This is a genomic window from Salininema proteolyticum, from assembly GCF_042685645.1.
GTDB lineage: Bacteria > Actinomycetota > Actinomycetes > Mycobacteriales > Micromonosporaceae > Salininema > Salininema proteolyticum.
In genome coordinates this window covers 3,685,559-3,711,571 of sequence record NZ_JBHUNX010000001.1, presented here as the reverse complement: position 1 = coordinate 3,711,571, position 26,013 = coordinate 3,685,559, and the positions used below count along the sequence as shown (strand labels likewise).

The 26,013-nt window shown below is 69.3% G+C and carries 23 protein-coding genes and 2 tRNA genes; 17 read left to right on the top strand and 8 right to left on the bottom strand.

Features of this window, described 5'->3' with window-relative positions; translation table 11 throughout:
- Positions 1 to 140: 140 nt before the first annotated feature.
- On the bottom strand, positions 141 to 2,219 hold the full coding sequence (locus tag ACFTE1_RS17210) for an FUSC family protein (protein ID WP_380624178.1): 2,079 nt from the start codon (positions 2,217 to 2,219) through the stop codon (positions 141 to 143).
- 96 nt (positions 2,220 to 2,315) lie between these two features.
- Between ACFTE1_RS17210 and guaA the strand changes: the two genes are divergently transcribed.
- From guaA to ACFTE1_RS17195, 3 genes are all read left to right on the top strand, one after another.
- On the top strand, positions 2,316 to 3,860 hold the full coding sequence (gene guaA / locus ACFTE1_RS17205) for a glutamine-hydrolyzing GMP synthase (protein WP_380624180.1): 1,545 nt from the start codon (positions 2,316 to 2,318) through the stop codon (positions 3,858 to 3,860).
- 103 nt (positions 3,861 to 3,963) lie between these two features.
- Positions 3,964 to 4,896, top strand: a complete 933-nt coding sequence (locus tag ACFTE1_RS17200; protein WP_380624182.1) for an NUDIX hydrolase — start codon at positions 3,964 to 3,966, stop codon at positions 4,894 to 4,896.
- Positions 4,897 to 5,296: 400 nt separating this feature from the next.
- Entirely contained in the window at positions 5,297 to 6,187 is an 891-nt protein-coding gene (locus ACFTE1_RS17195; RefSeq protein WP_380624184.1) for a CDP-alcohol phosphatidyltransferase family protein, read from the top strand.
- Between the two features lie 108 nt (positions 6,188 to 6,295).
- Here ACFTE1_RS17195 and ACFTE1_RS17190 read toward each other — a convergent pair whose 3' ends face one another.
- On the bottom strand, positions 6,296 to 6,871 hold the full coding sequence (locus tag ACFTE1_RS17190; RefSeq protein WP_380624186.1) for a TetR/AcrR family transcriptional regulator: 576 nt from the start codon (positions 6,869 to 6,871) through the stop codon (positions 6,296 to 6,298).
- Between the two features lie 88 nt (positions 6,872 to 6,959).
- Here ACFTE1_RS17190 and ACFTE1_RS17185 point away from each other — a divergent pair, with 88 nt between their 5' ends.
- Positions 6,960 to 7,886 (top strand): DMT family transporter, encoded by a 927-nt coding sequence (locus ACFTE1_RS17185; RefSeq protein ID WP_380624188.1) that lies wholly within the window; start codon positions 6,960 to 6,962, stop codon positions 7,884 to 7,886.
- Between the two features lie 199 nt (positions 7,887 to 8,085).
- Here the strand turns inward: ACFTE1_RS17185 and ACFTE1_RS17180 are convergent, their stop codons facing one another.
- Entirely contained in the window at positions 8,086 to 9,345 is a 1,260-nt protein-coding gene (locus ACFTE1_RS17180; protein ID WP_380624190.1) for a phosphatidylserine decarboxylase, read from the bottom strand.
- Between the two features lie 498 nt (positions 9,346 to 9,843).
- Here ACFTE1_RS17180 and ACFTE1_RS17175 point away from each other — a divergent pair, with 498 nt between their 5' ends.
- The 6 genes from ACFTE1_RS17175 to pcrA all read left to right on the top strand — a co-directional run bounded on the left by ACFTE1_RS17175 (position 9,844) and on the right by pcrA (position 16,864).
- The gene (locus tag ACFTE1_RS17175) at positions 9,844 to 11,010 is read left to right on the top strand and encodes a thioester domain-containing protein (RefSeq protein WP_380624192.1); all 1,167 of its coding nucleotides are present in this window, start codon (positions 9,844 to 9,846) and stop codon (positions 11,008 to 11,010) included.
- A gap of 542 nt (positions 11,011 to 11,552) precedes the next feature.
- Positions 11,553 to 12,674 carry a thioester domain-containing protein gene (locus ACFTE1_RS17170; RefSeq protein WP_380624194.1) on the top strand — a complete coding sequence of 374 codons (1,122 nt, stop codon included), beginning with the start codon at positions 11,553 to 11,555 and terminating at the stop codon, positions 12,672 to 12,674.
- Between the two features lie 486 nt (positions 12,675 to 13,160).
- Positions 13,161 to 13,448 carry a chorismate mutase gene (locus ACFTE1_RS17165; protein WP_380624196.1) on the top strand — a complete coding sequence of 96 codons (288 nt, stop codon included), beginning with the start codon at positions 13,161 to 13,163 and terminating at the stop codon, positions 13,446 to 13,448.
- A 395-nt stretch (positions 13,449 to 13,843) separates the two neighbouring features.
- The gene (locus tag ACFTE1_RS17160; RefSeq protein ID WP_380624308.1) at positions 13,844 to 14,158 is read left to right on the top strand and encodes an ArsR/SmtB family transcription factor; all 315 of its coding nucleotides are present in this window, start codon (positions 13,844 to 13,846) and stop codon (positions 14,156 to 14,158) included.
- Positions 14,159 to 14,240: 82 nt separating this feature from the next.
- A complete protein-coding gene (locus tag ACFTE1_RS17155; protein WP_380624198.1) occupies positions 14,241 to 14,486 on the top strand; it encodes a hypothetical protein in 246 nt (81 codons plus the stop codon).
- 179 nt (positions 14,487 to 14,665) lie between these two features.
- Complete coding sequence (gene pcrA, locus ACFTE1_RS17150; protein ID WP_380624200.1) at positions 14,666 to 16,864, top strand: DNA helicase PcrA; 2,199 nt, start codon at positions 14,666 to 14,668, stop codon at positions 16,862 to 16,864.
- Between the two features lie 44 nt (positions 16,865 to 16,908).
- Here pcrA and ACFTE1_RS17145 read toward each other — a convergent pair whose 3' ends face one another.
- The 3 genes from ACFTE1_RS17145 to ACFTE1_RS17135 form a co-directional block, all read right to left on the bottom strand.
- Positions 16,909 to 17,739, bottom strand: a complete 831-nt coding sequence (locus ACFTE1_RS17145) for a M23 family metallopeptidase (RefSeq protein WP_380624202.1) — start codon at positions 17,737 to 17,739, stop codon at positions 16,909 to 16,911.
- A 332-nt stretch (positions 17,740 to 18,071) separates the two neighbouring features.
- A complete protein-coding gene (locus ACFTE1_RS17140) occupies positions 18,072 to 18,356 on the bottom strand; it encodes a DUF2470 domain-containing protein (protein ID WP_380624310.1) in 285 nt (94 codons plus the stop codon).
- Between the two features lie 56 nt (positions 18,357 to 18,412).
- Positions 18,413 to 19,120, bottom strand: coding sequence for a biliverdin-producing heme oxygenase (locus ACFTE1_RS17135; RefSeq protein WP_380624204.1), 708 nt, complete (start codon positions 19,118 to 19,120; stop codon positions 18,413 to 18,415).
- A 318-nt stretch (positions 19,121 to 19,438) separates the two neighbouring features.
- Here ACFTE1_RS17135 and ACFTE1_RS17130 point away from each other — a divergent pair, with 318 nt between their 5' ends.
- The 6 genes from ACFTE1_RS17130 (at position 19,439) to ACFTE1_RS17105 (ending at position 23,544) form a co-directional block, all read left to right on the top strand.
- Positions 19,439 to 21,964 carry a putative bifunctional diguanylate cyclase/phosphodiesterase gene (locus ACFTE1_RS17130; RefSeq protein WP_380624206.1) on the top strand — a complete coding sequence of 842 codons (2,526 nt, stop codon included), beginning with the start codon at positions 19,439 to 19,441 and terminating at the stop codon, positions 21,962 to 21,964.
- Between the two features lie 140 nt (positions 21,965 to 22,104).
- A tRNA-Thr gene (locus tag ACFTE1_RS17125) sits at positions 22,105 to 22,177 on the top strand.
- Positions 22,178 to 22,263: 86 nt separating this feature from the next.
- Positions 22,264 to 22,338 (top strand) — tRNA-Met (locus tag ACFTE1_RS17120).
- Between the two features lie 189 nt (positions 22,339 to 22,527).
- The gene (rpmG, locus tag ACFTE1_RS17115) at positions 22,528 to 22,698 is read left to right on the top strand and encodes a 50S ribosomal protein L33 (RefSeq protein ID WP_380624312.1); all 171 of its coding nucleotides are present in this window, start codon (positions 22,528 to 22,530) and stop codon (positions 22,696 to 22,698) included.
- Between the two features lie 67 nt (positions 22,699 to 22,765).
- The gene (locus ACFTE1_RS17110) at positions 22,766 to 23,119 is read left to right on the top strand and encodes an FAS1-like dehydratase domain-containing protein (protein WP_380762801.1); all 354 of its coding nucleotides are present in this window, start codon (positions 22,766 to 22,768) and stop codon (positions 23,117 to 23,119) included.
- Positions 23,116 to 23,544 (top strand): MaoC/PaaZ C-terminal domain-containing protein, encoded by a 429-nt coding sequence (locus tag ACFTE1_RS17105; RefSeq protein ID WP_380624210.1) that lies wholly within the window; start codon positions 23,116 to 23,118, stop codon positions 23,542 to 23,544. Before ACFTE1_RS17110 ends, ACFTE1_RS17105 begins: the two co-directional genes overlap by 4 nt.
- Positions 23,545 to 23,675: 131 nt before the next feature.
- Here ACFTE1_RS17105 and ACFTE1_RS17100 read toward each other — a convergent pair whose 3' ends face one another.
- Together ACFTE1_RS17100 and ACFTE1_RS17095 are read right to left on the bottom strand one after the other, a co-directional pair.
- Positions 23,676 to 24,215 (bottom strand): DinB family protein, encoded by a 540-nt coding sequence (locus ACFTE1_RS17100; protein WP_380624211.1) that lies wholly within the window; start codon positions 24,213 to 24,215, stop codon positions 23,676 to 23,678.
- A gap of 122 nt (positions 24,216 to 24,337) precedes the next feature.
- Positions 24,338 to 25,186 carry a 3-hydroxyacyl-CoA dehydrogenase family protein gene (locus ACFTE1_RS17095; RefSeq protein ID WP_380624213.1) on the bottom strand — a complete coding sequence of 283 codons (849 nt, stop codon included), beginning with the start codon at positions 25,184 to 25,186 and terminating at the stop codon, positions 24,338 to 24,340.
- 174 nt (positions 25,187 to 25,360) lie between these two features.
- On the opposite strand from ACFTE1_RS17095, the gene ACFTE1_RS17090 reads away from it, so the two are divergent.
- A complete protein-coding gene (locus ACFTE1_RS17090; protein WP_380624215.1) occupies positions 25,361 to 25,939 on the top strand; it encodes a cob(I)yrinic acid a,c-diamide adenosyltransferase in 579 nt (192 codons plus the stop codon).
- The last annotated feature ends 74 nt before the right edge of the window (positions 25,940 to 26,013 follow it).

Sequence of the window (26,013 nt, the reverse complement as noted above, 5' to 3'; positions counted from 1 at the left end):
GTTGTGTGAACGGCACCTACCGGATAGTGATCAAGATATCGATCAGTAGCAGTGCCGATGGCATACGAAGTTACTGACCGTCGGGCGAATGGCGCAATGGGGGAAACCCTTGCCGCGCAGGCGAAGGGATTTCGGAGTGTTTACAGTTGGGATCCAGAGGAGAGCAGGACCGCGGCGTCCTCGAGGGCCTCGACCAGGTTCTCCACTTCCCAGCGGAGGACGTTGCGGCGGCCGGCGGTGGCCGACGGCCCCTCGGAGAGGCTCTGGTTCAGATTCGCCACGGCCCCTTCGAGGTCGTAACCGTTCGAGGGCGGGCGCTCACCGCGGGCCAGCGCCGACAGTCGCATGTAGACGCCGTCGATGGACGCGGCGAAGTCGTCGATGCCCGGGATGTCGGCCGTGTCGGTGCGCTCGGTGTCGCCGTTGATGGCGATCAGCGCCCGCGCCGCCCGGTTGAGGGCGTCCTCGACGCCGACCACGTCGGTCGACTCCAGCCGCCCGCCGACCGGTTCGGCAGCCGCCTGCTCGGTCGCCACCCTCACGTTCTGCCTGTTCTGGCGTACCGCGTCGACGAGGTCGTTCATGAGCCGCCCGTCGTAGTCGGAGGGGTGGGCCTGGCGGTCGAGCACCATGCGCGCGTAGTCGCGGTAGGAGTCGATGAGGTCGCCGAGGAGGTCGCCCAGCCGCTTCGTCTGCCAAGTGGGCGTGACCAGGTACAGCAGCAGGGCCAGTCCGGCGCCGACCAGTGTGGCGCTGACACGCTCCCAGGCGGCGGCCTCCACGTCCACGCCCGTCAAGTCGATCTGGAAGACCGTGTAGGCGCCGACGGCGGCGTTCCACAGCATCATCGACACCGGGCGGGAGAGGTAGGCGACCATGGCCCAGAACATGACCATGACGCTGACGGCCACGGTGGTGTGCGGGACGACGATCGCCAGGCCGGAGGCCACGGCGACGCCGGCGGCAGTGCCGAGCGCTCGCGAGGTGCCTCTGGTGAGGGTGCCTGCGTAGTCGGCCTGCAGGACCACCCACGCGGTCAGCGGGATCCAGTAGCCGTGCGTCCCGGGCCAGAGGAACAGGGCGATCGCCTGCGCCGAGACGACGACCAGGCCGTGGCGCAGGGCGTGGTGGAACGTCGGCGAGGAGAGGTGCATGCCCTTGCGCAGCTTGTGGAATCCCTCGCGGACCTGGTCGCGCACGTGGGCGACGGCGGCGGTGGAGACGATCTCGTCGTCGCCGGAGATGATGCGGGCGGCGTAGCCGTCGGCGTCGTGCAGGACGCGCAGGAGGCCGCCGATCTCGGGCGGGATGGTGCCCGTGGCCGTGGCGACCGGGTGCTCGCCGAGCTTGCGCAGCAGCTCGTCCCAGTTCGGGGACACCGACTTGCGCGCGGTGATGGCCGTGGCGTAGGTCCGCAGCACCTGCGCGGCCAGTTTCAGCGCGTCGCCGTACAGCTCGGCCATGTCGCTCTCGGAGGCCTTCAGCCGGCGCCGGGCCGCCGAGACCCGGTTGATGGCGCCGACGATCTCGTAGATCTGGTTGCGGGCCGCCTGGATCGACTCCGGCAGGGCGCGGCGGTGCTCCAGCTGGTCGGTCGCGGTGACGACCGCCGCCTGCGTCAGCGGCGCGTCGGGGTTGCGGGACAGCTCCTCGGCCTCGTCGGCCAGCGCCCGCCAGGCCCCGGCCAGGTGCGCCCGGTCGGTCACCCACCGCTGATAGGGCGGGAGGAAGGTCAGCAGCGCCTGGATCGCGCAGCCGGCCGCGACGGCGAGCGCCGCCGTGTAGGGGGTCGTGCCGACCGTCACCTGGTCGGCCAGGAAAAAGACCACGCCGATGGTGATGGAGGTGGCGCCGATGTTGGGCCCCAGGGTGCCGATATAGGTCATGGCGACGGCGAACACGGCCGAGGCGGCGATCAGCGTCACCGGGTCGGTGATCGCGCCGATCATGACCACCAGGGAGCCGACCGCGCCGATCAGCAGGGGCGTCGACGCCGTGGAGCGGGCCGTGGGGGTCACGAGGCCCACGCCGCCCAGCCACGCGCCGATCACCAGCGCCGTCGACCACGGTGGCGTCCCGAGGACGAGGGTGACGGCCATCGCCACCACGATCCCGGCGCCGCATTTGGCAGCGAGGAAGGGCGTGACCTCGCTGGGAGTCCACAGCTTGATGTTGTCCCAGACCTGCCGGCCCGATGTCCGAATACCCGCCTTCACCACATGAACAGTCTAGACACCCCTGTTCGAACGGGTGAGGCCCGTTAGGCCCGTCTCAGCCTTCCCGGTGGGGACGACCGCTCGGGTTACCCTTGAACAATGCAAGATCTGGTACTCGTGGTGGATTTCGGAGCACAGTACGCGCAGCTCATCGCCCGGCGCGTGCGTGAAGCCCAGGTGTATTCCGAAATCGTGCCCTCCCACACGTCCGTCTCCGACATGCTGGCGAAGAAGCCGTCCGCGATCATCCTCTCGGGAGGCCCGTCGAGCGTCTACGCCGACGGGGCCCCGCAGGTCGATCCGGCCCTGTTCGAGGCCGGCGTGCCGGTCTTCGGCATCTGCTACGGCTTCCAGGCCATGACGCAGGCCCTCGGCGGCACCGTCTCCAAGACCGGCCAGAGCGAGTACGGCGGCACCGAGCTGCGCTCCGACGCCGAGTCCTGCCTGCTCCAGGGCCTGCCCGAGAGCCAGTCGGTGTGGATGAGCCACGGCGACTCCGTCACCGGCGCGCCCGAGGGCTTCACGGTCGTCGCGCACACCGAGGCCACGCCCGTGGCCGCCTTCGAGAACCTCGACAGGCGCCTCGCCGGGGTCCAGTACCACCCCGAGGTCGCCCACACGCCGCACGGCCAGGCCGTCCTGCGCCACTTCCTCCACGAGATCGCCGGGCTCAAGCCCTCCTGGAACTTCAGCAACATCATCGACGAGCAGGTCGAGAAGATCCGCGCCCAGGTCGGCGACAAGCGCGTCCTGTGCGCCCTCTCCGGCGGAGTCGACTCCTCCGTCGCCGCCGCCCTCGTCCACAAGGCCGTCGGCGACCAGCTCACCTGCGTCTTCGTCGACCACGGCCTGCTGCGCCAGGGCGAGGCCGAACAGGTCCTCGGCGACTACGCCCAGCTCACCGGCATCGACGTCCGCGGCGTCGACGTCTCCGACCGCTTCCTCGCCGAGCTCAAGGGCGTCACCGACCCCGAGGAGAAGCGCAAGGCCATCGGGCGCGAGTTCATCCGCACCTTCGAGCAGGCCGCCCGCGACATCGCCTCCGAGGGTGAATTCGAGTACCTCGTCCAGGGGACTCTCTACCCCGACGTCGTCGAGTCCGGTGGCGGCACCGGAGCGGCCAACATCAAGAGCCACCACAATGTCGGCGGGCTCCCCGAGGACATGAAGTTCGAGCTGGTCGAGCCCCTGCGCGCCCTGTTCAAGGACGAGGTCCGCTCCATCGGCATCGAGCTGGGACTGCCCGAGGCCATGGTCTGGCGCCAGCCCTTCCCCGGGCCCGGCCTGGGAATCCGCATCGTCGGCGAGGTCACCCGCGAGCGCCTCGAGACGCTGCGCGCCGCCGACGCCATCGCCCGCGCCGAACTCCGCGCCGCCGGCCTGGACCGCTCGGTCTGGCAGTTCCCGGTCGTGCTGCTGGCCGACGTCCGCTCCGTCGGAGTCCAGGGCGACGGCCGCACCTACGGCCACCCGATCGTCCTGCGGCCGGTGAGCAGCGAGGACGCCATGACCGCCGACTGGTCGAGACTGCCCTACGAACTGCTCGCCAAGATCTCCACCCGCATCACCAACGAGGTCCCGGAGGTCAACCGGGTCACGCTCGACGTGACCTCCAAGCCCCCGGGGACCATCGAGTGGGAGTAGGGGCCCTCCGCAGGCCCTGACGCCGCCGAGCGCCCGCCGGGCGCCGGCGGCTCTCCTTATTTGAGGAAGAGTTTTATCACCGACGGCGACGTAGAGTTGATGTATGCAATTCCGGATAGCAGCGTACGGGGAGGTACGCGACGATGAGGGGCGCCTGCTTCTGACCAGGCGCCGGCACTCGAAAGGAAGTCACGGCCCCTGGCACCTGCCGGGCGGAGTCATCGACCACGGGGAGGCCCCCTCCGAGGCGGCCGACCGCCTCGTCACTTCCGAAGTCGGAATCCCCTGTGCGGTAGAGAGGCCCCTCGCCGCGGTGGCCATCGCCAAGAAGGAGACGCACACCAACGCCGTCGTCTTCGGCATGCGCGCCGGGAACGGGACGCCCGAGGGCAAAGGCCCCTTCACCGCCGAATGGGTCTCTCCCGAACGCGCCCTGGCCGAGGCCCACTCCCCGTTCGTCTCCGCCGTGCTCGGCGCCCGCGACGAGCGCCTCGCCGGCGAGATCACCAAGGACCGCAAAGAGCCGGTCCGACCCACACCGCCGTCCAAGGCCAAGAAGGGCCGGCGCCGCCGCGGACAGCGCTTCGGCGCCTACGGCGTCGTCAGCGACGCCGACGGGCGCATCCTCCTGGCCCAGATCACCGAGGGCTACCCCGGAGGCGGCACCTGGCACCTGCCCGGCGGGGGAGTGGACTTCGGAGAGGCCCCGGCCGAGGCCGTCGTCCGCGAAGTCTGGGAGGAGACCGGCCAGCGCGCCTCGGTAGACGCTCTGCTCGGCGTGACCTCCTTCCGCCACCGCCGCGCCATCGGGCCCGAGGGCGCGCCCCTCGACTGGCACGGCGTCCGTGCCATCTATGCGGCCTCCGTCGAGGACCCCTCGCAGGCCCACGTCGTGGAGACCGCCGGGGGATCCACCAGCCAGAGCCGCTGGTTCCAAGCTTCGGAACTGCGGGGACTTCCCGTCTCCGCGGCGGTCGAGGACGCCCTGGGCATCCTCGACGAGGACGGGCCGCTCAACCGGCGCCTCTTCGCCTGACGGCCCCGCAGAGCGCACCGGCCCGCCCCGCCGCGTCCGAGACTCGGCGCGGGCGCGCCGCAGGCCCCTCCGCCCGGGACTGCGGCGACCGTCTCACCGGGCGCCGCCGGTCCGCTCCGCACGGGCCCCCGGCGGCCGCCTCACCGGGCGGAACGGCCGGCCGGCCCGGCTGTGAGCGCCGACGCCCCTTCTCCTGTATGGCCGGACACGGTTACCATCGATACCCGAGCACTCCGCGAACGGCGGGCGAAGAACGCCCGAAGAACGCCCGATTCCGTTCACCGGCAACGGCAAGGACGCCGTGTCGCATGACCGGCGGTACTCCTCGCCCGGGAGTCCGGCCGATCCCGCGACGGCCATTGCTATTGTCGTGGAGTTCATTGATCATTAAGGAGGAGCCGTGCTCCCGAAGGCCCCCTGGAAGAGAAACCGTCCGGCGACCACCAGACGCAGGCCCGCCAAGCCCCGCCGCGTCCGCGCCGTCGCCCACCGCATCGCTCATCCGATGGCCGGATCCCGGGTCCCCGCCCCGCGCCCGCGACCGCCGGCCGACACGATGACGCCGCCGGAGCCGATCCCCCTGCTCCCCGGCGAGCCGACGCTCACCCGGCGCCTCTTCTTCGCCCTCGCCAACGGCTTCACCGTCACCTCCATCGCGCTCGCCCTGGCGTCGATCGTCCTCGCGACGGGCGGCAATGTCATGGGCGCGGCGATGGCGCTCGCCGGGTGCGTGATCGCCGACGGCCTCGACGGACCCGTCGCGCGCCGCTTCGGGGTCGCCAGTCCCTTCGGCGCCCAGATGGACTCCCTCGCCGACATGTGCGCCTTCGGCGTCGCCGCCCCGGTGCTCTTCCACGCCTGGATGACCGGCGTCCTGCCCGAGCCGGTGCTGCTTGCCGTCTCCGTGGCCTTCGGAGCCTGCGCGGCGATCCGCCTGGCGCGCTTCAACGTCTCCCCCAAGGACGGGCGCTACTTCTCCGGCATCCCGACCACGCTGGCCGCCGCGGTGACGACCCTGTCGGTCCTCCTGCTGGACACCCCCATCGCGGCCAGCGCGCTCATGGCGGTGACCCTGGCGGTGTTCATGGTCTCGCCGTTCCCCTACCCGAAGCTCGGGCAGATCGCCAAGCTCCCGGTGTGGCTGTGGATCATCCCGGCCGCCGGAATGTACTTCGCGCACGAGTGGACGTTCTACACGCTCGTGTGGTCCTACCTGGCCGCCGGCCCGATCCTCTGGATCGCGACGCGGCGCACCAGGGAGGACGAGGACGGAGAGCCGCTGCTCGCCTGAGCGCGGCGCTTCCCCAGCCTCCGGGCCCTTCCTTCGGGAGGGCCCTTTTCCGTCCCCGGACGACAATCAGCGACTCCGGCGGGCGCTGGCGAGCGACGCGGGCCCCGCTCAGCCGGCCACGAGCCTCTCGGCCGCCCGGCGCGCCGTCCCTATCCCCTCGGGCAGGGCGTTGAGATGTCGCATCACCAGGGCGCCCTCGTGCAGCAGGAGGAGCTCGGCCGCCTTCTCGGAGGGCTCGGGGATCCCGGCCTCCGCCAGCAGCCCCTCGAATCGCCTCAGCAGCCAGCGCTTCTGCTCCTCGGCCAGGGCCCTGCTCGGGTGGCCGTCGTCGGCCAGCTCGGCGCGGGCGTTGACCATGGCGCAGCCGCGGTCGCCCATCTCCCCGATCCACGACTGGAGGGCGTCGAACACCGCCACCACGGCCTCGCGCGGGCCCGGTGCCTCGGCGATGGCCGCGTCGACGTACTCCCGCTTCCACTTCTCGCTGCGCCGGCGCAGGTACTCGGCGATCAGCTTGTCCTTCGACCCGAACCGGTCGTAGATGGTCTTCTTCGTGACCCCCGACTCCGCCGCGATCCGGTCCACCCCGATCGAGTTGATCCCGTTGTCGTAGAACAGGACCGCGGCGGTCTCCAGGATCCTGCGCGCCGCGTAGGTCAGCTTCGGTGCCGCCGTGTCCTCCATGAACGCCTCCGATGAAAAATTAGACTGGAAGTATACAGACCGGTCTAGCTAGGGTACCTAGACCGGTCTGTATACACAAGGAGTCCCCGTGAACCGAAGCGACAAACTCTGGGCGGCGCTCTTCGTCGTCTTCTGGAGCTCAGGATTCGTCGGAGCCGAGCTGGGCACCCGGCACGCCTCCGCTCTTCAGCTGCTGACATGGCGATTCATCGTCCTGGCACTGCCCGCGGCGGCCTGGCTCTGGTGGCGGCGGCGCCGCTTCCGGGCCGGGGACGTCGCCGTCCACGCCGTCGTCGGCCTCCTCGGGCAGGTCCTGTACCTCACCGGCGTCGTGGCCGCCGCCGAACAGGGGGTCGCCGCCGGCACCAACGCCCTGATCGCGAGCCTCCAGCCGGTCGTCACCGCGATCGCCGCCTACTTCATCCTGGCCCAGCCCGTCGGAAGACTTCAGGTCCTGGGCCTGGCCGTGGGCTTCGGAGGCGTCGCCATAGTCGTCGGCGGCGACTACTCCGCCGGCGGAGCCCCGCTGTGGGCCTTCGCCCTTCCCCTGGGCGGCATGCTCAGCCTGGTGGCCGCGACGCTGCTGGAACGGCGCACCAGGCCCGCCAGCCTCTCGCCCGTGGACGCCATCGCCGTGCAGTTCACCGTCGCGGCCCTCGGGTTCACCTCTGCGGCGACCCTCCTGGGCGAGCTCGCTCCGCCGATGACGCCCGCCTTCTGGGGCTCGGTCGCCTGGGTCGTGCTGCCGGCGGCCATCGGCGGCTACGGCACCTACTGGGTCGTCGTGCACCGCAACGGACCCACCGCCGTCGGAACCCTGCTCTACCTGACGCCGCCGGTGTCGGCCCTGTGGGCGTGGGCGATGTTCGGCGAAACCGTCCCCGTGGCGACCTGGATCGGGCTGGGCGTCACCGGGATCGGCGTCGTCCTCGCGCTCCGGCACGCCCCTCCGCAGGTCCAGGCCGACCGGTCGGAGACGGTTCCGGAGCCGGAACCGGCGACCGCCGGACGCTAGGCGACCGGCCGCACCGGCCGCACCGGCCGCACCGGCCGCACCGGCCGCACCGGCCGCACCGGCCTCTCTCCGGTCACACGGAAGGGGAGGAGCGCGAAGCGCTCCTCCCCTTCCATTTCTCAGCAAGATTCCGGTCGGCCGGCGCCTCTCCGCGCCATCGGACGGGAAGTACCCGCGAGCCCTCTCGCGTCCCTGCGGATCAGATCCAGCGGGCCAGGGCCGTCTCTCCGCCCTTGACCTTGTCGCCCGGCTCGACCAGCGGCTCGACCTCGCCCTGCGGCAGGTAGACGTCCGTGCGGGAACCGAAGCGGATGAGGCCGTAGCGCTCGCCCTTGGCGACCGTCGCCCCGATCTTGGCGCGGTTGACGATGCGGCGCGCGATCATGCCCGTCCTCTGCGCCACGGCGATGCGGCCGCGGGCGGTGTCGATGACCGTGTAGCAGGCCGCGTTGTGCTCCGACTCCGGCTTCATCGCGTTCACGAACCCGCCCGACTCGGTGAAGATGTCGACGACCTCGCCGGTGGCCGGGGCGCGGTTGATGTGCACGTCCAGCACCGAGAGGAACACCGAGATCCGCAGCCATTCGCTGCCGGCGGTCCCGGTCGCGGCGCCGAAGCGCTCGTCCACGACCGGCTCGATGCCGGTCACGGCGCCGTCGGAGGCGGCCAGCAGGGTGTCCACCTCCAGGTCGCCGCCGGACATGTCGGCCGGGCGCTGCGGGTCGCGGAAGAACGCGGCGACGGGAAGCGCCAGGGCGGCCGGGGCCATCCACGCCTTCGACTGCGGGCGCAGCTTCTTCAGGCCCCACGCTGCTCCCGCGAACAGGCCGGCGGCGATGACGCCGTTGGAGTCGATGTGCATGCCGGGGGTCAGCGGCACCGACGAGGCGCGCCAGGCGGGGAGGATCTCGGCGGCGTCCTCTTTGTCCTCGGTGGGGACCTCCGAGCCGAAGGCCTGCCGCACGCCCGTCGACGTGAAGCGCAGCTTGTGGATCCGAAGCGGCGGCATCGAGCGCAGGATCAGGTCCGAACCGATGCCATAGTCCGCCACCAGCTCGGCGATCTCCTCGCGCGCCGGGGCGGTCAGCGTGGCGGCGAACGTCAGGGTGCCGCCCGCGTTCACCTTCTCCTTCAGCGACTCCACGTCGTCGACGAAGGCCTCCGCGTCCACCGTCACCGGCTCGGCCAGCATGACGTGGTCGACCTGGCCCGCGTCGGCGAGCTTGTGGTGGACGTCGACGTTGCCGGCCGCCCAGGAGCCCTCCTTGTCCAGCCCGATCCGCACGTCGTCGACGCTCGGCGTGACGACGGTGAGCCTGTCGTCCGGCATGAGGCTTTCCAAGGCCGACTCGAGTACCGAGTCGCCCCATTTGGCGCCGACGACCAAGCCCGTCTTGGGACCGCGGCGGCGGTTGAACTCGTCTGTGATTCCGCGTGCGGCGGCTGTGGAGATTGGCATGGTTCCGACTATAGATGCCGTCCTCCCGCCCGTGTCGGCCGATCGATGGCGAGTGGCCGAGGTCGGCCTCGGCCCCCACCAGTCCGTCCACAGGATCCGCTCCACCTGTGGACATCGGAGACCAAGGGGCCCTTAGGGTTAGCGCGCACCGATCCGAAATATCAGAATAAGATTCATAAAGTGCCTGCTGAGGCCCCATTTCACCCGATGGTCCGATCGTACTTTCGGACAGTCCGTCAAATCATAAGTATGAGAGGCCGTCTCACCCCGTCTCCGCCTCTCGTTGAGCACAGTGCGGGGGACGGAACGGCAATCGCCGGAAGTCCGCCCGCACGCCGCGGCACACGCGGTGTCAGCCTCCGGAGACCTCGGCGCCGGCCGGTCGGAGAAGGAGGAAGCGGCAGGAAACCGCGAGGGAGTACTGCGTTCCGGTCCCGCCAGGGGGCCGGATGGCAAGACCCGGGCCGCGGCCCGGGAGGAGAGTCACGGAGGCACCACATGAGAAAGACCAGGATCAAAGGGATCCGCTGGGCGAGCGCCGCGACGGCCCTCGCGATCTCCGCCGGTCTGGGAGCAGCCGCCCAGGCCCAAGAGGAAGAGCCGGAGACCTCCAACGTCGAGACCGAGGACGGCCTCGTCCTCCAAGGCACCGCCCCCACCGGCGAGGACAACGCCATGGAGGACTGGAAGGCCGCTGCCGACCTCATCTACCTCTACCCCGACGGGCCCGACGGCGAGGCCCTGACCGCCTACTGCATCGACCTTCCGACGTCCCTGTCGACCGACCGGCCCTACGTGGAGGGCGACTGGGAGGAGTCGAACGTCCCCAACCTCGAGTCGGTCCGCTGGGTCCTGCTCAACGCCTACCCCAACGCCGGAGCCGAGGAGACGCTCAACGCGGCGGGCTTCGAGGGGTCCTTCTCCGACGAGGAGGCCGTCATGGCCGCCTTCGCCGGAGTGCAGGCCGCCGTATGGCACTTCACCGACGGCTTCGAGCTGGCGGCGCTGGACGACGAGCCCGTCCTGGACGGCAGCGATGCCGAGAACGAGGCCGTCCGCGCGGTGTACGACCACCTCTTGGAGAACGCCGGATCCGTGCCGGACCCCGACACCTTCACCATCAACCTGGAGAACGTCGAAGAGGCCTCCTATGAGGACGGTCGCTTCGGCCCCTACGTCATGCGCAGTAACGTCGGAGACGTCGAGCTGAGCGCCGAGGGCGGAAACCTGGTCGACGCCGAGGGCGAGGCCGTCGAGAGCCTCTCCGACGGCGGCGAGTTCTACATCGAGCTGGACGCCGCCTCGGAGTCCATCGTCATCGAGGGCCTGGCCTCCTACGACATCCCCGTCGGGCGGGTCTTCCTGGCCAGCTCCGAGGAGGCCGTCCGCTCCGACCGCTCGAACCACTCCCGGGCCGCCGACATGGAGACGTCGCAGAAGCTGATCCTCGCCGAGCCCCGTCCCGCGGAGGTCCCCGCCAGGTGGGCCTTCGAGCTCGAGCTGCCCGAGGGTGCCCAGGTCCCCGAGACCGAGCGCCTTCCGGTGACCGGCACGTCCATGGGCTTCACCATCGGCGCGGCCGCCCTCCTGCTCACCGCCGGCGTCGTGGCCATGGTCCTCATGCGCCGCAGGAACTCCGGGAGCGGGGACACCGTCTGGGAGTAGCCCCGAGGCTCCGCGTGAGCGGGCCTGAGCGGCACCGTGCCGCATGATTCACCGAAAACCCGGTCCGCGGCGTTGCCCTGCCTTCTCGGTAGGGGCAATGCCGCGGACTTTTGTCCCTACTCGGCATGTCACCGACCGGCCATGGGCGTCGAATCTCCGATGAATCCACGGTCGTACGGGTATCGATTTGTTAGAATGCTTGGGGCCCAATCACATTGCCACGGGATCCCCCGATGGTATTTCGAGATTCGTTCGCCTCCTGTCTTCCCTTTGCGGCGCAACGCTGATAGTCTCAGGACTTCCAGTTTCCTTCGTGTATTGGTACTGGCTGTTGGGGTCGCGCGGGGTAGCGGCCCCAACTCTGCGCGGTCGCGGGGACACGCAAGAGCCCCACCGGAAAGCACCCCCGTGCGATTCGTTCGTCCGCGTACTTCAGAATATTCATAGGAGTTCCGCAACCGGAACGCGCTCCCTGACGTGTCTTCGGATGTAGGAACCTCTCATAACCCTCCCGTATCACTCTTAATAAGGGGCATCACCGGATGTTCAAACGTTCATTGAAAGTAGGTGCCGCTGCCGCAGGCCTCGCCCTGGCCTTCGGAGCTGCCGGCACCGCCCAAGCACAAGACGACGACCAGCCCGCCCGCGGCCCGGTCTTCACTGACAACGAGAACGCTCTGACCCTCAACTCCGCCGGGGGCGGGTCTCAGATCGCCAGCGTGATCTCCATTGAGCTGGAAGGCCAGAGCCTCCTCTCGTACTGCATTCAGATCGAGAACGCGCTGCAGACCGACAAGATCCACGAGGAGTCCGACTGGGACGAGCTCGGCCAGGACGTCGAGAACCTCGACCAGGTCCTCGCCGTCCTCTACTCCGGCTTCGGCCCCAATGACGCCGACACCGTGTTCGCGGACGCCGGCGTCGAGGCCGCCGACGAGTGGAGCGACGACGTCAAGGCGAAGATCGCCTACGCCGGAACCCAGGGCGCGATCTGGAGCCTGACCGATGGATTCGAGCTGGACGCCGACTCGACCACCAGCTCCGACGAGCAGGTCGACGCGGCCGTCACCGCCGTCCACGACTACCTGGGCGGCGTCGACGAGACCGTTCCGGAGCCGGTCACCGACCCGCAGTTCGACATCGACGAGTCCGCGGCCGAGTACGCCGACGGACAGGCCGGCCCCTACACGGTCGGCACCAACATCGGACCGCTCGGCTTCGAGGCGCCCGAGAACGTCGAGATCGTCGACGGGGACGGCAACGAGGTCACCGAGCTGACCGACGGCCTCACCTTCTACGCCAAGACCGACGTCGACGAGAACAGCGAGTTCGCGCTCGACATCACGGACTTCGTCAAGCAGTTCCCCGTCGGCCGCACCTTCGAGGCCACCGACGAGCAGTCGGGCGACGTCTCCACCTCCAAGGCGGCCTCCGTCGAGGGCCAGCGCATCATCCTGGCCGAGACCCTCGAGCAGACCGTCGAGGTCGAGCTCTCCTTCGGCGTCGAGATCCCCGAGGACACCACTCCGAAGCTGCCCGTCACCGGCACCTCCTACGCCGCCATCGGCGGCATCGGCGCGGTCCTCCTGGCCGCCGGTGTGGTGACCCTGGTGCTCATGCGCCGCAAGAACAACACGGCCGGCGACTGGGGAGCCAGCGCTTAAGCGCCCTTCCCCGACCGATACGGTCGTCAGAGGCCCGGGAGTGCTCCCGGGCCTCTTTGCGTGCCGGGGGTCGGAGCCGATCCGGGCTGTCATGGACTGTGGCGCCGGACCGAGCGGTGCCACGGAGTCCCGCATCCCGTCCTTCCGTTCCTTCGTGACCGGGCGGCGCCTGCCCGACCGACCGTCCCCGCACCGTGTGAGGCAACGCACGCGGCCGACGGTGACGCGGTGTGGCGCACGCCCTGGTCTTCCGCCGATCCTTGTGGCATACTTTCACTCATGCACAGCAACGCGCGATTTTACTTTTACTATGGCCGGGCCGTCCCGAGCTGTAGGTAGTCGCGCTTGCCGAAAAACCTCAGCCCCGGGCGGATCGCCCGGGGCTTTTTCTGTCCCTGGGACCCGACCGGAGCCGGACGAAGACGCACAAATCGACACTGAAGACCAATGATCGACACCACGTCGGCTCAAGGAAGGACAACCCTCATGGCCACTGACGCCACCGCCGAATCGACCGAGACCCAGACCGACGCCCAGGCCGAGCTGGAAGAGCTCCGGGGGCAGATCGACCGCATGGACTCCGAGCTCATCCGCCTGTGGAAGGAGCGCGCCGCCGTCTCCCAGCGCATCGGCCAGATCCGCATGGCCAACGGCGGGACCCGCCTCGTGTTGAACCGCGAGCGCGCCATCCTCGACAAGTACGGCACCGCCCTCGGCGCCGACGGCACCAACATCGCCATGCTGATCCTCCGCGCCGGCCGCGGCCCGCTCTAAGGCCGACGGTGCCCGAACCAGCCGCGTAGGACACTGGGGTCGCCCGTATTGCCGGACGGCGCCCACCTTTCCCGGCGGCACCCGTCCTCTGAATGCGGGACGCGGGGGCTTCTCCGCGGTCGGCCCACCGCCGACTCGAGTCCGTCCTCGACGGGGCCCGGAGCCGAACGGGTCCTCTCCAGGCGGCCCTCGATCGGCCGCGGTCCAACCGCACACACCTGACAACACCGCACGCACCTGAGACCGAGGGGGCGTCACCGGTACGGTGACGCCCCCTCGGTGCGTTCCCACCAGGCGATCCAGCCTGTCAGAAATTTCTTACACCAAAATGTTGACAGCGCTTCTTTCCATGTGTCAAGATTTTCTTACATGAGTTAGGAACGAGTTTTATGGAGATGAAAGATCTGACGGGAAACGACCTCCTGGCCATCTGCTCGGCGCTGGGGAATCCGCACCGGCTGCGCATCATGGCGGCCCTGTCCGCCGGCCGCCAGTACGTGAGCCTCCTGGCGAGGGAGCTGGGCATCAGTCGCCCGCTCCTGCACATGCACCTCCAGAAGCTGGAGGTGGCGGGACTGGTCAAGGGGGAACTGGAGCTGTCGGAGGAGGGCAAGGCCGTCAAGTACTTCGAACCGACGGACTTCAGCCTGCTGGTGACGCCGCAGAGCATCGCCGGCGCCTCGCAGACGCTCGACCTGGAGACCAAGTAAGGAAACCCGAGAACCGGAACGGGACGCCGACGACACCCGAAACACCCAGGCGCTCCCGGATCAGCCCTAAGGAAGGTAGACAATGTCCATCGAAAACGCCGGAATGCTCTTCGTCTTCGGCATCATGTTCCTGGTGGCGGTGCTCATCGCCGTCTCCATCATCTGGGGGACCAAGGTCGCCCGCGCGAAGACGATCGCCTACGAGCAGGCCAACTACAAGGAACTGGCGCAGAAGATGTCCGACGACACGGCGGAGGTGAAGGCCTCCCTCATCGAGATGAAGGCCCGCGTCGCCGCCATCGAGAAGATGCTCAAAGAGGTCCAGTAACGGGCTCGGACCTGTGCGGAAGCCGTGCCCGACGGCTCAGGGGCACCACGAACGCGGCGCTGGGGAGGGAGCAACCCCGGCGCCGTTTCCATGCCCGCCCCGCGACTGCCGTTCGCGACGGACGCCACACTAGGGCGCGCCCGGGGAGGTGTCGGGCGGCGCGGCATAATGGGAGTCCTATGGTTAACGCGCTTCTCGATGGACTCAACGAACCCCAGGCCGAGGCGGTCGTGCACTCCGGCGGCCCGCTGCTCATCGTCGCGGGGGCCGGCTCCGGCAAGACCCGCGTCCTCACGCACCGCATCGCGCACCTCATCGGGGATCGCGGCGCGCACCCGGGCGAGATCCTCGCCATCACCTTCACGAACAAGGCCGCCGGCGAGCTCCGCGAGAGGCTGGACGAGCTGATCGGCGGCCGGGCCCGCGGCATCTGGGCGCTCACGTTCCACTCCGCCTGCCTGCGCATCCTGCGCCGCGAGGCCTCGCGCGTCGGGCTGAAGTCCAGCTTCAGCGTCTACGACGCCGACGACGCCCGCCGCCTGCTGGGCCACATCGTCAAGGACCTCCACCTCGACTCGAAGAAGACCACCCCGCGCTGGCTGGCCTCGGAGATCTCGCGCCTGAAGAACGAGCTCATCAGCGTCGAAGAGGCCGCCGAGGCGGCGAACGACGCGAAGGCGACGCTGGTGGCCGACATCTACCGCGAGTACGACCACCGCCTGCGCCTGGCCGACGCCGTCGACTTCGACGACATCATCGGCCTCACCGTCGGCCTGCTGCGCGACTTCCCGGCCGTGGCCGAGTCGTGGCGCCGCCGCTTCCGCCACGTGCTGGTCGACGAGTACCAGGACACCAACCACGCCCAGTACGTCTTCCTGCGCGAACTGGTCGGCACGGGGGAGGACGCCTCCGAGCTGTCGGTGGTCGGCGACGCCGACCAGTCCATCTACGCCTTCCGCGGGGCGACGATCCGCAACATCCTGGAGTTCGAGAAGGACTACCCGAACGCCAAGACGGTGCTCCTGGAGCAGAACTACCGCTCCACCCAGACGATCCTCGACGCGGCCAACGCCGTCATCAAGCTCAACAGCCAGCGCGGCCCGGAGAAGCGACTGTGGTCGGCGCAGGGCCAGGGGCCGACGATCCAGGGCTTCAACGCCGAGTCGGACGGCGGGGAGGCGACCTGGGTCGCCAACCGCATCGACGACCTGGTCGACGACGGGGAGACGACCTTCTCCGAAGTGGCGGTCTTCTACCGCACCAACGCCCAGTCGCGCGCGTTCGAAGAGGTCTTCATCCGACGGGGCATCCCCTACAAGGTCGTCGGCGGGGTGCGGTTCTACGAGCGCAAGGAGATCCGCGACCTGCTGGCCTACCTGAAGCTCACGGTCAACCCGGACGACACGGTCTCGGCCCAGCGCGTGATCAACGTGCCCAAGCGCGGCCTCGGCGACAAGGCCGTCGGAGCCGTGGCGCAGTACGCCGCCGCGAACGACGTCTCCTTCGCCGCGGCGGCGCGCGCGGTGGACGACATCGCCATGACCCCGCGCGCCCGCAACGGGGTCAAGAAGTTCACCGACATCCTCGACAAGGCCGCGAAGCTCGCCGAGACCGCCGGTCCCGACGAGGTCCTCGAACAGGTCCTCGCCGACACCGGCTACCTGGAGGAGCTCTCGGCCTCGAAGGACCCCCGCGACGAGTCCCGCGTGGACAACATCCAGGAGCTCATCTCGGTGGCGCACGAGTTCTCCACGAAGGCCGACGAGGACGCGGAGAACGACACCGCCACGTTCCTGGAGCAGATCGCGCTGGTGGCCGACTCGGACCAGATCCCGGAGGAGCAGGGCCAGGTGACCCTGATGACGCTCCACACGGCCAAGGGGCTCGAGTACGACACGGTGTTCCTGACCGGCATGGACGACGGCATGTTCCCGCACGAGCGTTCGATGGGGAAGTCCGAGGACCTGGAGGAGGAGCGCCGGCTGGCCTATGTCGGCCTGACCCGCGCGCGCCAGCGCCTCTTCCTCACGCGGGCTTCGACCAGGAGCGTCTTCGGGACGCCGCAGTTCTTCGCGGCCAGCCGCTTCCTCGGCGAGATCCCCGGGGGGCTGGTGGAGTGGAGCGACTCCACGCCGCCGTCGAAGCCGGTGAAGTTCGGGCGCACCCCGAGCTTCGGGCAGCCCATCGCGATGAAGGACCCGGGCGACGTGCCCGTGGTGACGGCGGGGGACAAGGTCGAGCACGCCAAGTGGGGCGAGGGCAAGGTCGTTGAGACGAAGGGCTCCGGGCCGAGGGCCCAGGCGCGCATCGACTTCGGCGTCGGCGACCCGAAGTGGGTCATCCTGCGTCTCGCACCGTTGACGAAGGTCGACTCCTGAGAGGGAACATCCGGGGTGCGGGCGGACCCGCGCCCCGCCGCGCCTTAACGCAGGAACAGGCCCCTCTCCTGCAGGAAGCTCAGCGGTTCGACCGGGCTGCCGTTCTGGTGCACCTCCAGGTGCACGTGGCTGCCCAGGGAGAAGCCCGTGTTGCCGGCCTTGGCGATCTGCTGTCCGGCGTCGACCCACTGCCCGGGGCTGACGATCAGCTCCGAGTTGTGGGCGTAGTAGGTCTGCAGCCCGTCGCCGTGGTCGACGACCACGAGGTTGCCGAAACCGCCCTCCCAGCCGGAGGTCACGATCCGGCCCGGATAGATCGCGTAGACAGGGTCGCCGGTCTGCGCGTCGAAGTCGACGCCGTTGTGCGCCGTCCCCCAGCGGGGCCCGAACTGCGAGGTGATCATGATCCTGTCGAGCGGCGGGACCCAGTGGACTTCGGGCGCCTGCACCTGCATCGGCGACCGCGGGACCGCGGAGGTGTCGTAGTCGACGGCGGTCGCGGCGGGCTCCGGTTCCCGTTCCGCCTCCTCTTTCTCCGCTTCGCTCTCGCCCTCTCGGGACGAACGGTCCTCGCTCTCGGCCGCTTGGGCGGCGACCTCCGCCACGGCCTCGCCGGCCGCGGACTCGGGGGCGCTGTCGGGAAGCGCGGCCGCGGAGGAGAACGCGACCGTGGAAGCGCCCACGACGGCCGCGCCGAGCACGGCGGCGTACCTCTTGTGGGTGCCCTCGAGGAAAGGGGCGAACTCCGCCGTCCACCGCGCACGGTGCTGCCCGCGGAGGCGGTGGGGCGTGGCGGCGTGGCGCCGGATGGGCGCGGCGTCCGTGTACCGGGTCGCGGGGCGGGCCGCCGGACTTCCAGAACCGCTGCTGGACAAGATACCTCCCAGGTCGACGGGACGCCTCGCGGGCGGGCTGGGGAGGTCCGCTCGCGCCGCCGGAGCCGGGGGAACCGGCCGGGCCGACGGTGCCGAGAATTCTCGGCCAGGCAACCACTTGATGCTACGGCGCCCTGGGGCGGCGGCGAGGTATTTGAGTCCGTCAGGCGTGTCGGCCAGGGTGAAGGCCGGTGAACTGGGAAAATGAAACACTCGGGGGTGGTGTGGCGCGGTCGCGGCCCCGGCGGCCTTCGCCGTGCGGGACCGTCCGCGGACTCCCGGTGCGCCCGGGCTCAGCCGAGCTTCGCGAGGGACGCCCGGTACGTCCGGGCTCAGCCGAGCTTCGCCAGGGACTCCCGGTAGATGCGCACGACCTCGGGGCGGACCTCGGCCCGCTCGGTCAGCGGCCGCTCCCAGGGAATGCGAACGGGCACTTCGGAACCGCCGACCTCGGCGAGGTAGTCGCCCCCGTCGCCGTCGAATCCGGTCATGCGGGCCGCCGTGGCCTCGGGCCGGCCGCCGAGGCCGCGCACCATCACGAGCGTGTCCTCGGGGTGGTCGGCGTTCATATGGCGGCAGACGGCCGCTATGACGTCGTCGGTGAAGGGCTGTGCCATGGTCTCTCTCCTCGTCTCGTCGGGGAACGCCGCCGTGTCGGCGTCGGCGGGTCCGGTCACCGGCCGCCGTTTTCGCCGCGGGCGCCGTGGATGGCGTCGGCCAGCTCGTCGAGCATGGCCCCGTTGAGGTCGTAGGCGTGGAGGACCTCGTCGATGATGCGGTCGCCCTCAACGATGTCGAATCCGGCGCCGTCGAGCAGGGACCGGAAGTTGTCCTTGAACTCCTTGGGCGTGCCGATGCCGTCGAACCTGTAGAAGTCCATGCCGGGGCCCTCGAAGCGGTACTGCTCCGCGACGGCCTTGGCGAAGACGAGCCCGCCGGAGAGGTCGGCCAGGTAGCGCGTGTAGGCGTGGGCGACGAAGCCGCCTCCCCACTGCGCGGCGACGTTTCCGATCCGGTCGGCGTAGGCCCGCACCGAGTCGATCGGCCGCAGGCTCTCCTCCCAGCCGGCGCCGAGCAGGTGGGCGGCGTCGCGCTCCAGGGCGGCGGTGCGCTCCACCTCGGGGAAGACGAATCGGCCGTACAGCTCGTGGTCCTCCCAGCCCCGGGCGGCCTCCTCGAGGGAGCGGTAGACGAACAACTGCTGGGTGTGCCAGAGGGCGTACTCCTCGCGGGAGAGCCCTCCGTCGAAGAGGAGGTCGAAGACGCCGGGGCGGGCGGGCTTCCCGGACTCGCCGCTGGTGGGGTCCAGACCCTGGTGCTTGGCCCAGGTGGCCTCGCGCAGGCGGCGGGAGAAGGCCGGAGTCTCGGTCGTGGTCGCCATGTCGTTCCTTCGCTGATCGGACGGCGCCGCGGGGGTTCACCGGTTTCCCGGCCCGGCGCCAAAACACTTAGGCAAGCCTATCCTATGTTATCCCTTATTGTCCGTACAAGGTCGGTAACCTCATCGCCCCACAGGTCAGGACCCGAATCCCCGGGTCGCGCCCCTCATCGCGGCGTATGCCACACTGCGAAGACGGGCGCCCGTCCGGAGGACGGAGCAGCGCCACGCGGTCCCCCTCCGAAAAGATGCGTATTCTTATTCTGGACGGGTTCCACCGCTCCCGACAAGACCTATACACCGGGGGACTGAGATCCTGACATGACTTCGACCGCGACAGCGTCCGACCGCAAGCCCGACCTGGGACCCGGCAGCACACGCATGGTCCAGGCCTGGCTGCTCATCCTGCTCTACTACGCTCTCGCGGCCGCGGCCCTCGCCTACTTCGCCCCCTCCGGAGAGGTCGACTCCTACCTTCCGCCGGTCTTCCTCGCGCTCTTCCTCACCACCCAGACCATCGTCGTCCGGCTCCAACTGCGCCACCAGAGCCTCTCCTTCACCTTCTCCGACATCGCCCTGGTCCTGGCCCTCTTCTACCTGCCGCCGTTCTGGGTGCTGGCCGTCAAGCTCATCGCCGTCGTCCTCTGGCAGAGCTACCGGTACATGCGCCACGAGGTGCCGCTGTTCAAACCCGCCGCGAACCTGGCCGCCGCCTGCACCGGCGTCACCACCGCCACCGTCCTCGCCCAAGTGCTGGGGCTCGGACCGGCCAGCGACCCCCGGACCTGGCTGGTGCTCATGATCGCCGTCCTCGGCGGCACCCTGGCCACCTGGGTCCCCTTCGTCACCCTCGTCCCCGTCGCCCAGGGCTGGGCGATGGCCCGGCCCGTCATCAACCGCCTGCCCGTCGGCCTGGTCGTCAGCCTCCTGGGCGGATCGGGCGGCATCATCGCACTGGGACTGCTCGACATCTCCGCCTGGGCCGCACTCCCCATCGCGGTCGTCGGCGTCATCTTCGGCTACCTCTCCCGCCACTACGCGCGCATCCGCAAGGCCCGCGCCGTCCTCGACGACCTCAACTCGTTCACCCGCATCGCCTCGGGCGCGGTGCGCTCGCAGCGCCTGCTCGACGCGGTGCTAGTGCAGCTGCGCGAGATCATGCAGACGGAGTACGCCGTGCTGTGGATCCCGCAGGAGGGCCGCTACCCCGAGGTGCGGCTGGTGGCCACCGCCGACGGCAAGGGCCTCTCCGACACCGACCCGATCGACCGCGCCATCGAACGGGCCGTCATCGACCAGGACCGGGCCATCGAGATCGGGCCCTACGCCGGCGGTTCCGAGGAGCGCGCCAACCTCAAGTCGGGCGGGGTGGACGGCGTCATCGCCGTGCCGCTGCGCTCGGGCCCGCAGACCTACGGGATCCTCGCCGTGGCCAACAAGATCGGCGGGGACCTCTCGCGCTTCAACGACGACGACGTCCGGCTCATGGAGACCATCGCCGCGCACGTCTCGGTCGCGGTGGACAACTCGCGGCTGATCGACCAACTCTCCTACGACGCCTACCACGATCCGCTCACCGGCCTGCCCAACCGGCGCCGCGTCACCGACGCCATCGCCGAGTCCATCTCGGTCAACGTCTCCGACGAGGTCGTGGCCGTCATGCTCTTCGACGTCGACAACATGCACGAGGTCAACGACGCGCTGGGCCACGACGCCGGCGACAAGCTCCTCAAGGAGTTCGCCGGACGGCTCGAGAAGGCCGCCCCCGACAGCGCCTTCATCGGGCGCGTCGACTCCGACGAGTTCATCGTCCAGCTCCGCGTCTCCTCGACCCGCCAGGCCGGCGAGGTGGCCCAGGAGCTGCACGACGCCATAGCCGCCGTGCCGTTCAACCACCACGGCGTCCTGATCGACATCTCCGCGGCCGTCGGCGTGGTCACGCACCCCGACTTCGCCTCCACCGCCGAGGAGATGCTTCAGCGCGCCAACACCGCCGTCCGCCAGGCCAAGGAGAGCGGCAACCACGTCACCGTCTACCACACCGGCCTGGAGTCGCAGTCCCTGCGGAGGGTCGGCCTGGCCGCCGACCTGCGCCGCGCCATAGACGCCGAGGCCCTGGAGGTCTACTATCAGCCCAAGATCGACCTCTCCACCGGCGGGGTCATGGGCGCCGAGGCGCTCGTGCGCTGGTCGCACTCCACGTACGGCTTCGTCAGCCCCGAGGAGTTCGTCGCCATCGCCGCCCAGACCGGGCAGCTGGGGCGGCTCACCGAGTGGGTGCTGCGCGAGGCCATGAAGAAGGCCGCCGAGTGGGGCGACGAGACCGGCCCGCTGTCCATGGCCGTCAACCTCTCCCCGCGCACGCTCGCCGACCTCAACTTCCCCGACCGGGTCGGGCACATCCTCAACGACAACGGGATCCCCACCGACCGCCTCATCTTCGAGATCACCGAGGACGACATGGTCGCGGACGGGCCCCGGCTCACCCCCGTCCTGCAGCGCCTGCACGAGGCGGGCGTCCAGCTGGCCGTCGACGACTTCGGGACCGGCTACTCTTCCCTGTCCTACCTCCGCCGGCTGCCGGTCAACGAGGTCAAGATCGACCTGCGCTTCGTCCAGGGCATGAACACCGACCCCGACGACAGGGCCATCGTCAAGGCCATCATCGACCTGGCCACCCATTTCGGGATGCGAGTGGTGGCCGAGGGGGTCGAGACCGCCGAGGTCATGGAGGAGCTCAAGGAGCTCGAGTGTGACTACGGCCAAGGCTATTACTTCTCCCGACCCCTCCCGGCCGACCGCTTCGCCCGCTGGCTCGACCTACACCGCCACAGCGGATCCTCCTGAGCTGGGCGAACATTCGCCGGAAGGCGGCGAATGCGTCCTGGGTCATATGCGGGACCCCGGCTTTCGGCCCGGTGCGGGATCGTGTAATCTTAATGAGGTCGCGGGGCAACGCCCCGGAGACAGGGCCTCTAAGAGGACCTGCCCCAATAGCTCAGTCGGCAGAGCGTCTCCATGGTAAGGAGAAGGTCAACGGTTCGATTCCGTTTTGGGGCTCGAGAACGCCGCTTAAACCGCCAGACGGTGGAACGGGCGGCGTATAACACTGCCTTGAGGCAGCGATATGGACTGCTCAGCAGTGCGGCGGTGTAGCTCAGTGGTAGAGCAAACGACTCATAATCGTTGTGTCGGCGGTTCGATCCCGCCCATCGCTACCAGTTCGCGAAGGCCGTTCGGTCCCGAGATCCCCGTTAGATAGCGTGACCTCGGCCATCGTGGATGTTCGCGTTCAAACCGCGGTGGTAAATTCGTATGGTCGCTCTCCTTGAGCGAGCATCAGGTGTTGTAACACCGCTTTTGTTCTGTCCGACAGACTGCTCCGCAGTCACCGAACGAGGAAGGCACCCATCGTGGCTAAGGCTACCGACGTCCGTCCTAAAATCACCATGGCCTGCGTGGAGTGCAAGGACCGCAACTACGTGACCAAGAAGAACCGCCGGAACACGCCGGACCGCCTGGAGCTGAAGAAGTTCTGCCCCAAGTGCCGGACGCACCGCGCTCACCGCGAGACCCGCTAGACGCGTTCTTCCACCTCACATGTTGAATACTGACTTTGCGGGGCGATCCCTGCCGGCGACGGATCCGGTGGAGATCGCCCCTGAAGCCGTTTCGGCCTTCACCCGCTCCCTCGGCCTGGCCGACACCTCCTCCGTGCCGCCGACCTTCCTGGTGTCGCTGACGCTGCCGGACTTCGGCCGGTTCGTGCGCGACCCGGAGCTCGGCCTGGACTTCGCGAAGGTCCTCCACCGCGAGCAGACGTTCCGATTCCACCGGCAGCCCCGCGTCGGCGACGTCGTGACCTGCACGCCCCGGATCGAGTCGATCAAGACCGTCGCCGGGAACGACCTCCTCACGGCCGTGACCCGCGTCGCGACCTCCGAGGGGGAGCCGATCGCGGACGTCACCATGGTGCTCTTCGTGGGAGGGGACGAGTCATGACCGATCCGTTCGACGGGTTCGAGGCCGGTCAGACCGTGCTGACCCGCGAGTTCTCCGTCACCCGAGAGGATCTGCGCGCCTACGCGGACGCCTCGGGGGACCACAACCCGATCCACCTCGACGAGGAGGCCGCCCGCGCCGCGGGACTGCCCACCGTCATCGCCCACGGCATGTTCACCATGGGCCTGGCCGCCCGCGCGGTCACCGAGTGGAGGGACGAGGCCGGCCTCGAGGCGGACGTCTCCGCCCTGACGGCCCGCTTCGCCAAGCCGGTCCTCGTCGACGCCGAGAAGGGCGGCGAGGTCACCGTCGAGGCGAAGGTCCGCAAGGTCTCGCCCGAGAGCCTGGAACTGGCGGTCACCGCCACCAGCCAGGGCGCCCGAGTGCTCGCGCCCGCGCGGGTCACCTGCGTTCCCAGGGGCTGACGGGCTTCACGAGTTTCGAAGGGGGGCGGCGGATTTCGATCCGCCGCCCCCCTTTCTGCGAGCCTTCGGCACGTGAGGATCCGCACGCTCCGCTCCAGCCGCGCCCGGATCGGGCCTGACTTCCGCCGGCCTTACTCGCCGGTGAGACCGTCGACCGACTCCCGGATGAGGTCGGCGTGGCCGGCATGGCGCGCGTACTCCTCGATCATGTGGGTGAGGATCCATCGCAGGCTCACCCGCTTGCCGTCGGACCAGGCGCGGTCGGCGAGCCGGTCGAGCCCGCCGTCGGACATCGCCCGGTCGGTGAGGCGGCGGGACTGGTCGACCTTGGCGTTCCAGAGGGCCAGGAGCTCCTCGGGGTCCTCGGACGCCGCGGAGGTCCACTCCCAGTCGGGATCGGCGTTCCAGTCGGCGCCGGCCCATTCGGGGGCCGGGTCTTGACCGTGGAGGAACTGGCCGAACCAGTTGTCCTCCACCCAGGCGAGGTGTTTGAGGATCCCGCCGAGGGTCATGTCGGAGGCCGCCGCCGTGGTGTTCGCCTGTTCGGCGGTGAGCCCGGAGCACTTCCAGGCGATCGTGGCGCGCAGGAACTCGAGGAAACCCTGGAGGGTCTCGTACTCGGGCGCCTGGATCGGAGGTTCGGGACGCTGGGGTTCGTTTTCTGAGGTCATACCGGGGATACTACCGGTACGCGCGGCATGAAGGCGCGTTGATTTTCGTGAGGCCAAGGGGCGGAAGGGCTTTCACCTCCCCGCCCCCAAGCCGGTCCTCCCCGCCTCGGCGGGGGCGGGACTCACTCGTAGTCGTAGAACCCGTGCTTGGTCTTGCGGCCGTAGTCTCCCGACGCCTGGAGGCGGCGCATGAGCGACGGCGGGTAGAACTGCGCCTCGGGCGTGTCCTCGTAGATGTTCTCGGTGGCGTGAACGAGCACGTCGATGCCGGTCAGGTCGGCCGTCGCGAGCGGACCCATGGCGTGGCCGAAGCCCAGCTTGCAGGCGGTGTCGACGTCCTCGGCGGAGATGACCCCGGCCTCGACGAGGCGGGCGGCCTCGTTGACGAGGGCGCAGATGAGGCGGGTGGTGGCGAAGCCGGCGATGTCGCGGTTGACGACCACGCAGGTCTTGCCGATCCGCTCGACGTAGTCCTTGGCCTTGGCGAGGACCTCGTCGCTGGTCTTGTGCCCGCGGACGAGCTCGCAGAGCTTCATCATGGGGACGGGGGAGAAGAAGTGGGTGCCGACTACGCGCTCGGGGTGGGTCGCGGCGGCGGCGATCTCCGTGATCGGGATGGCCGAGGTGTTGGTCGCGAGGATGGTATCGGGGGAGACGATCTCGGAGAGCTTCCGGAAGACCTCCTGCTTGACGTCGAGGCGCTCGAAGACGGCCTCCACGACTATGTCGGAGCCGGCGGCGGCGTCCATGCTCTCGCTCGTGGAGATGCGCGACCGGGCCGCGGCGGCGTCCTCGGCGCTGATCTTCTCCTTGGCGGTGAACCTCTCCAGGGAGGACGCGATCGCGTCCTCGGCGCGCGCGAGGGCGGCCGGGTCGGTGTCCACCAGCGTCACCTCGTCACCGGCGACGGCGGTGACCTGCGCGATGCCCGAGCCCATGAGGCCGGAGCCGATGATTGTCACTTTACCCATTACTATGATGTCCTTCCAGGTCAGGGCTTGGCCTTGGCGGGGGGTTGGTCCCGATGCGGCCGTGGACGCCAGAAGCCCCGTGGCGGTGACCACGGGGAGGAGTCACGACATGAGACTAACCGAGTTCCCGAATGCGGGGGCAACTGGTCCCCGTATTGACTCTAGACTGTGGGCATGTCCGTTCATCTCACGAAGATCTACACCAAGACCGGCGACCGGGGCCAGACCGCCCTGGGCGACTTCAGCCGGGTTCCCAAGACCTCGCCGCGCATCACCGCCTACGCGGACGTGGACGAGACCAACGCCGCGATCGGCGTCGCGATCGCCCTGGCGGACGAGCTCGTCGAGCCCTACCGCGAGCTGCTCCTCCAGGTCCAGAACGACCTCTTCGACGTGGGCGCCGACCTGTCCACTCCCATAGCGGAGAACCCGAAGCACCCGCCGCTGCGGGTCCAGGAGTCCTACATCCGCCGCCTCGAGGCGGCCATCGACGAGTGGAACGCCGACCTGCAGCCGCTCAAGTCGTTCATCCTGCGCGGCGGCAACCCGCTCGCCGCGCTCCTGCACCAGGCCTGCACGGTCTGCCGCCGCGCCGAGCGTTCCATCTGGGGACAGCTGGAGGCGGAGCCGGAGACGACGAGCGACTTGACGGCGCAGTACATGAACCGGCTCTCGGACCTCCTGTTCGTCCTGGCCCGCTCCGCCAACGGCGGCAACGACGTCCTGTGGAAGCCCGGCGAGAACCAGTCCTGATCGACAGGTGGACGCGTCGCGGCCCGCGAACGGGCGGGGACCGTGATTCCGCTCCCGGTCGACCGACCGTCGCG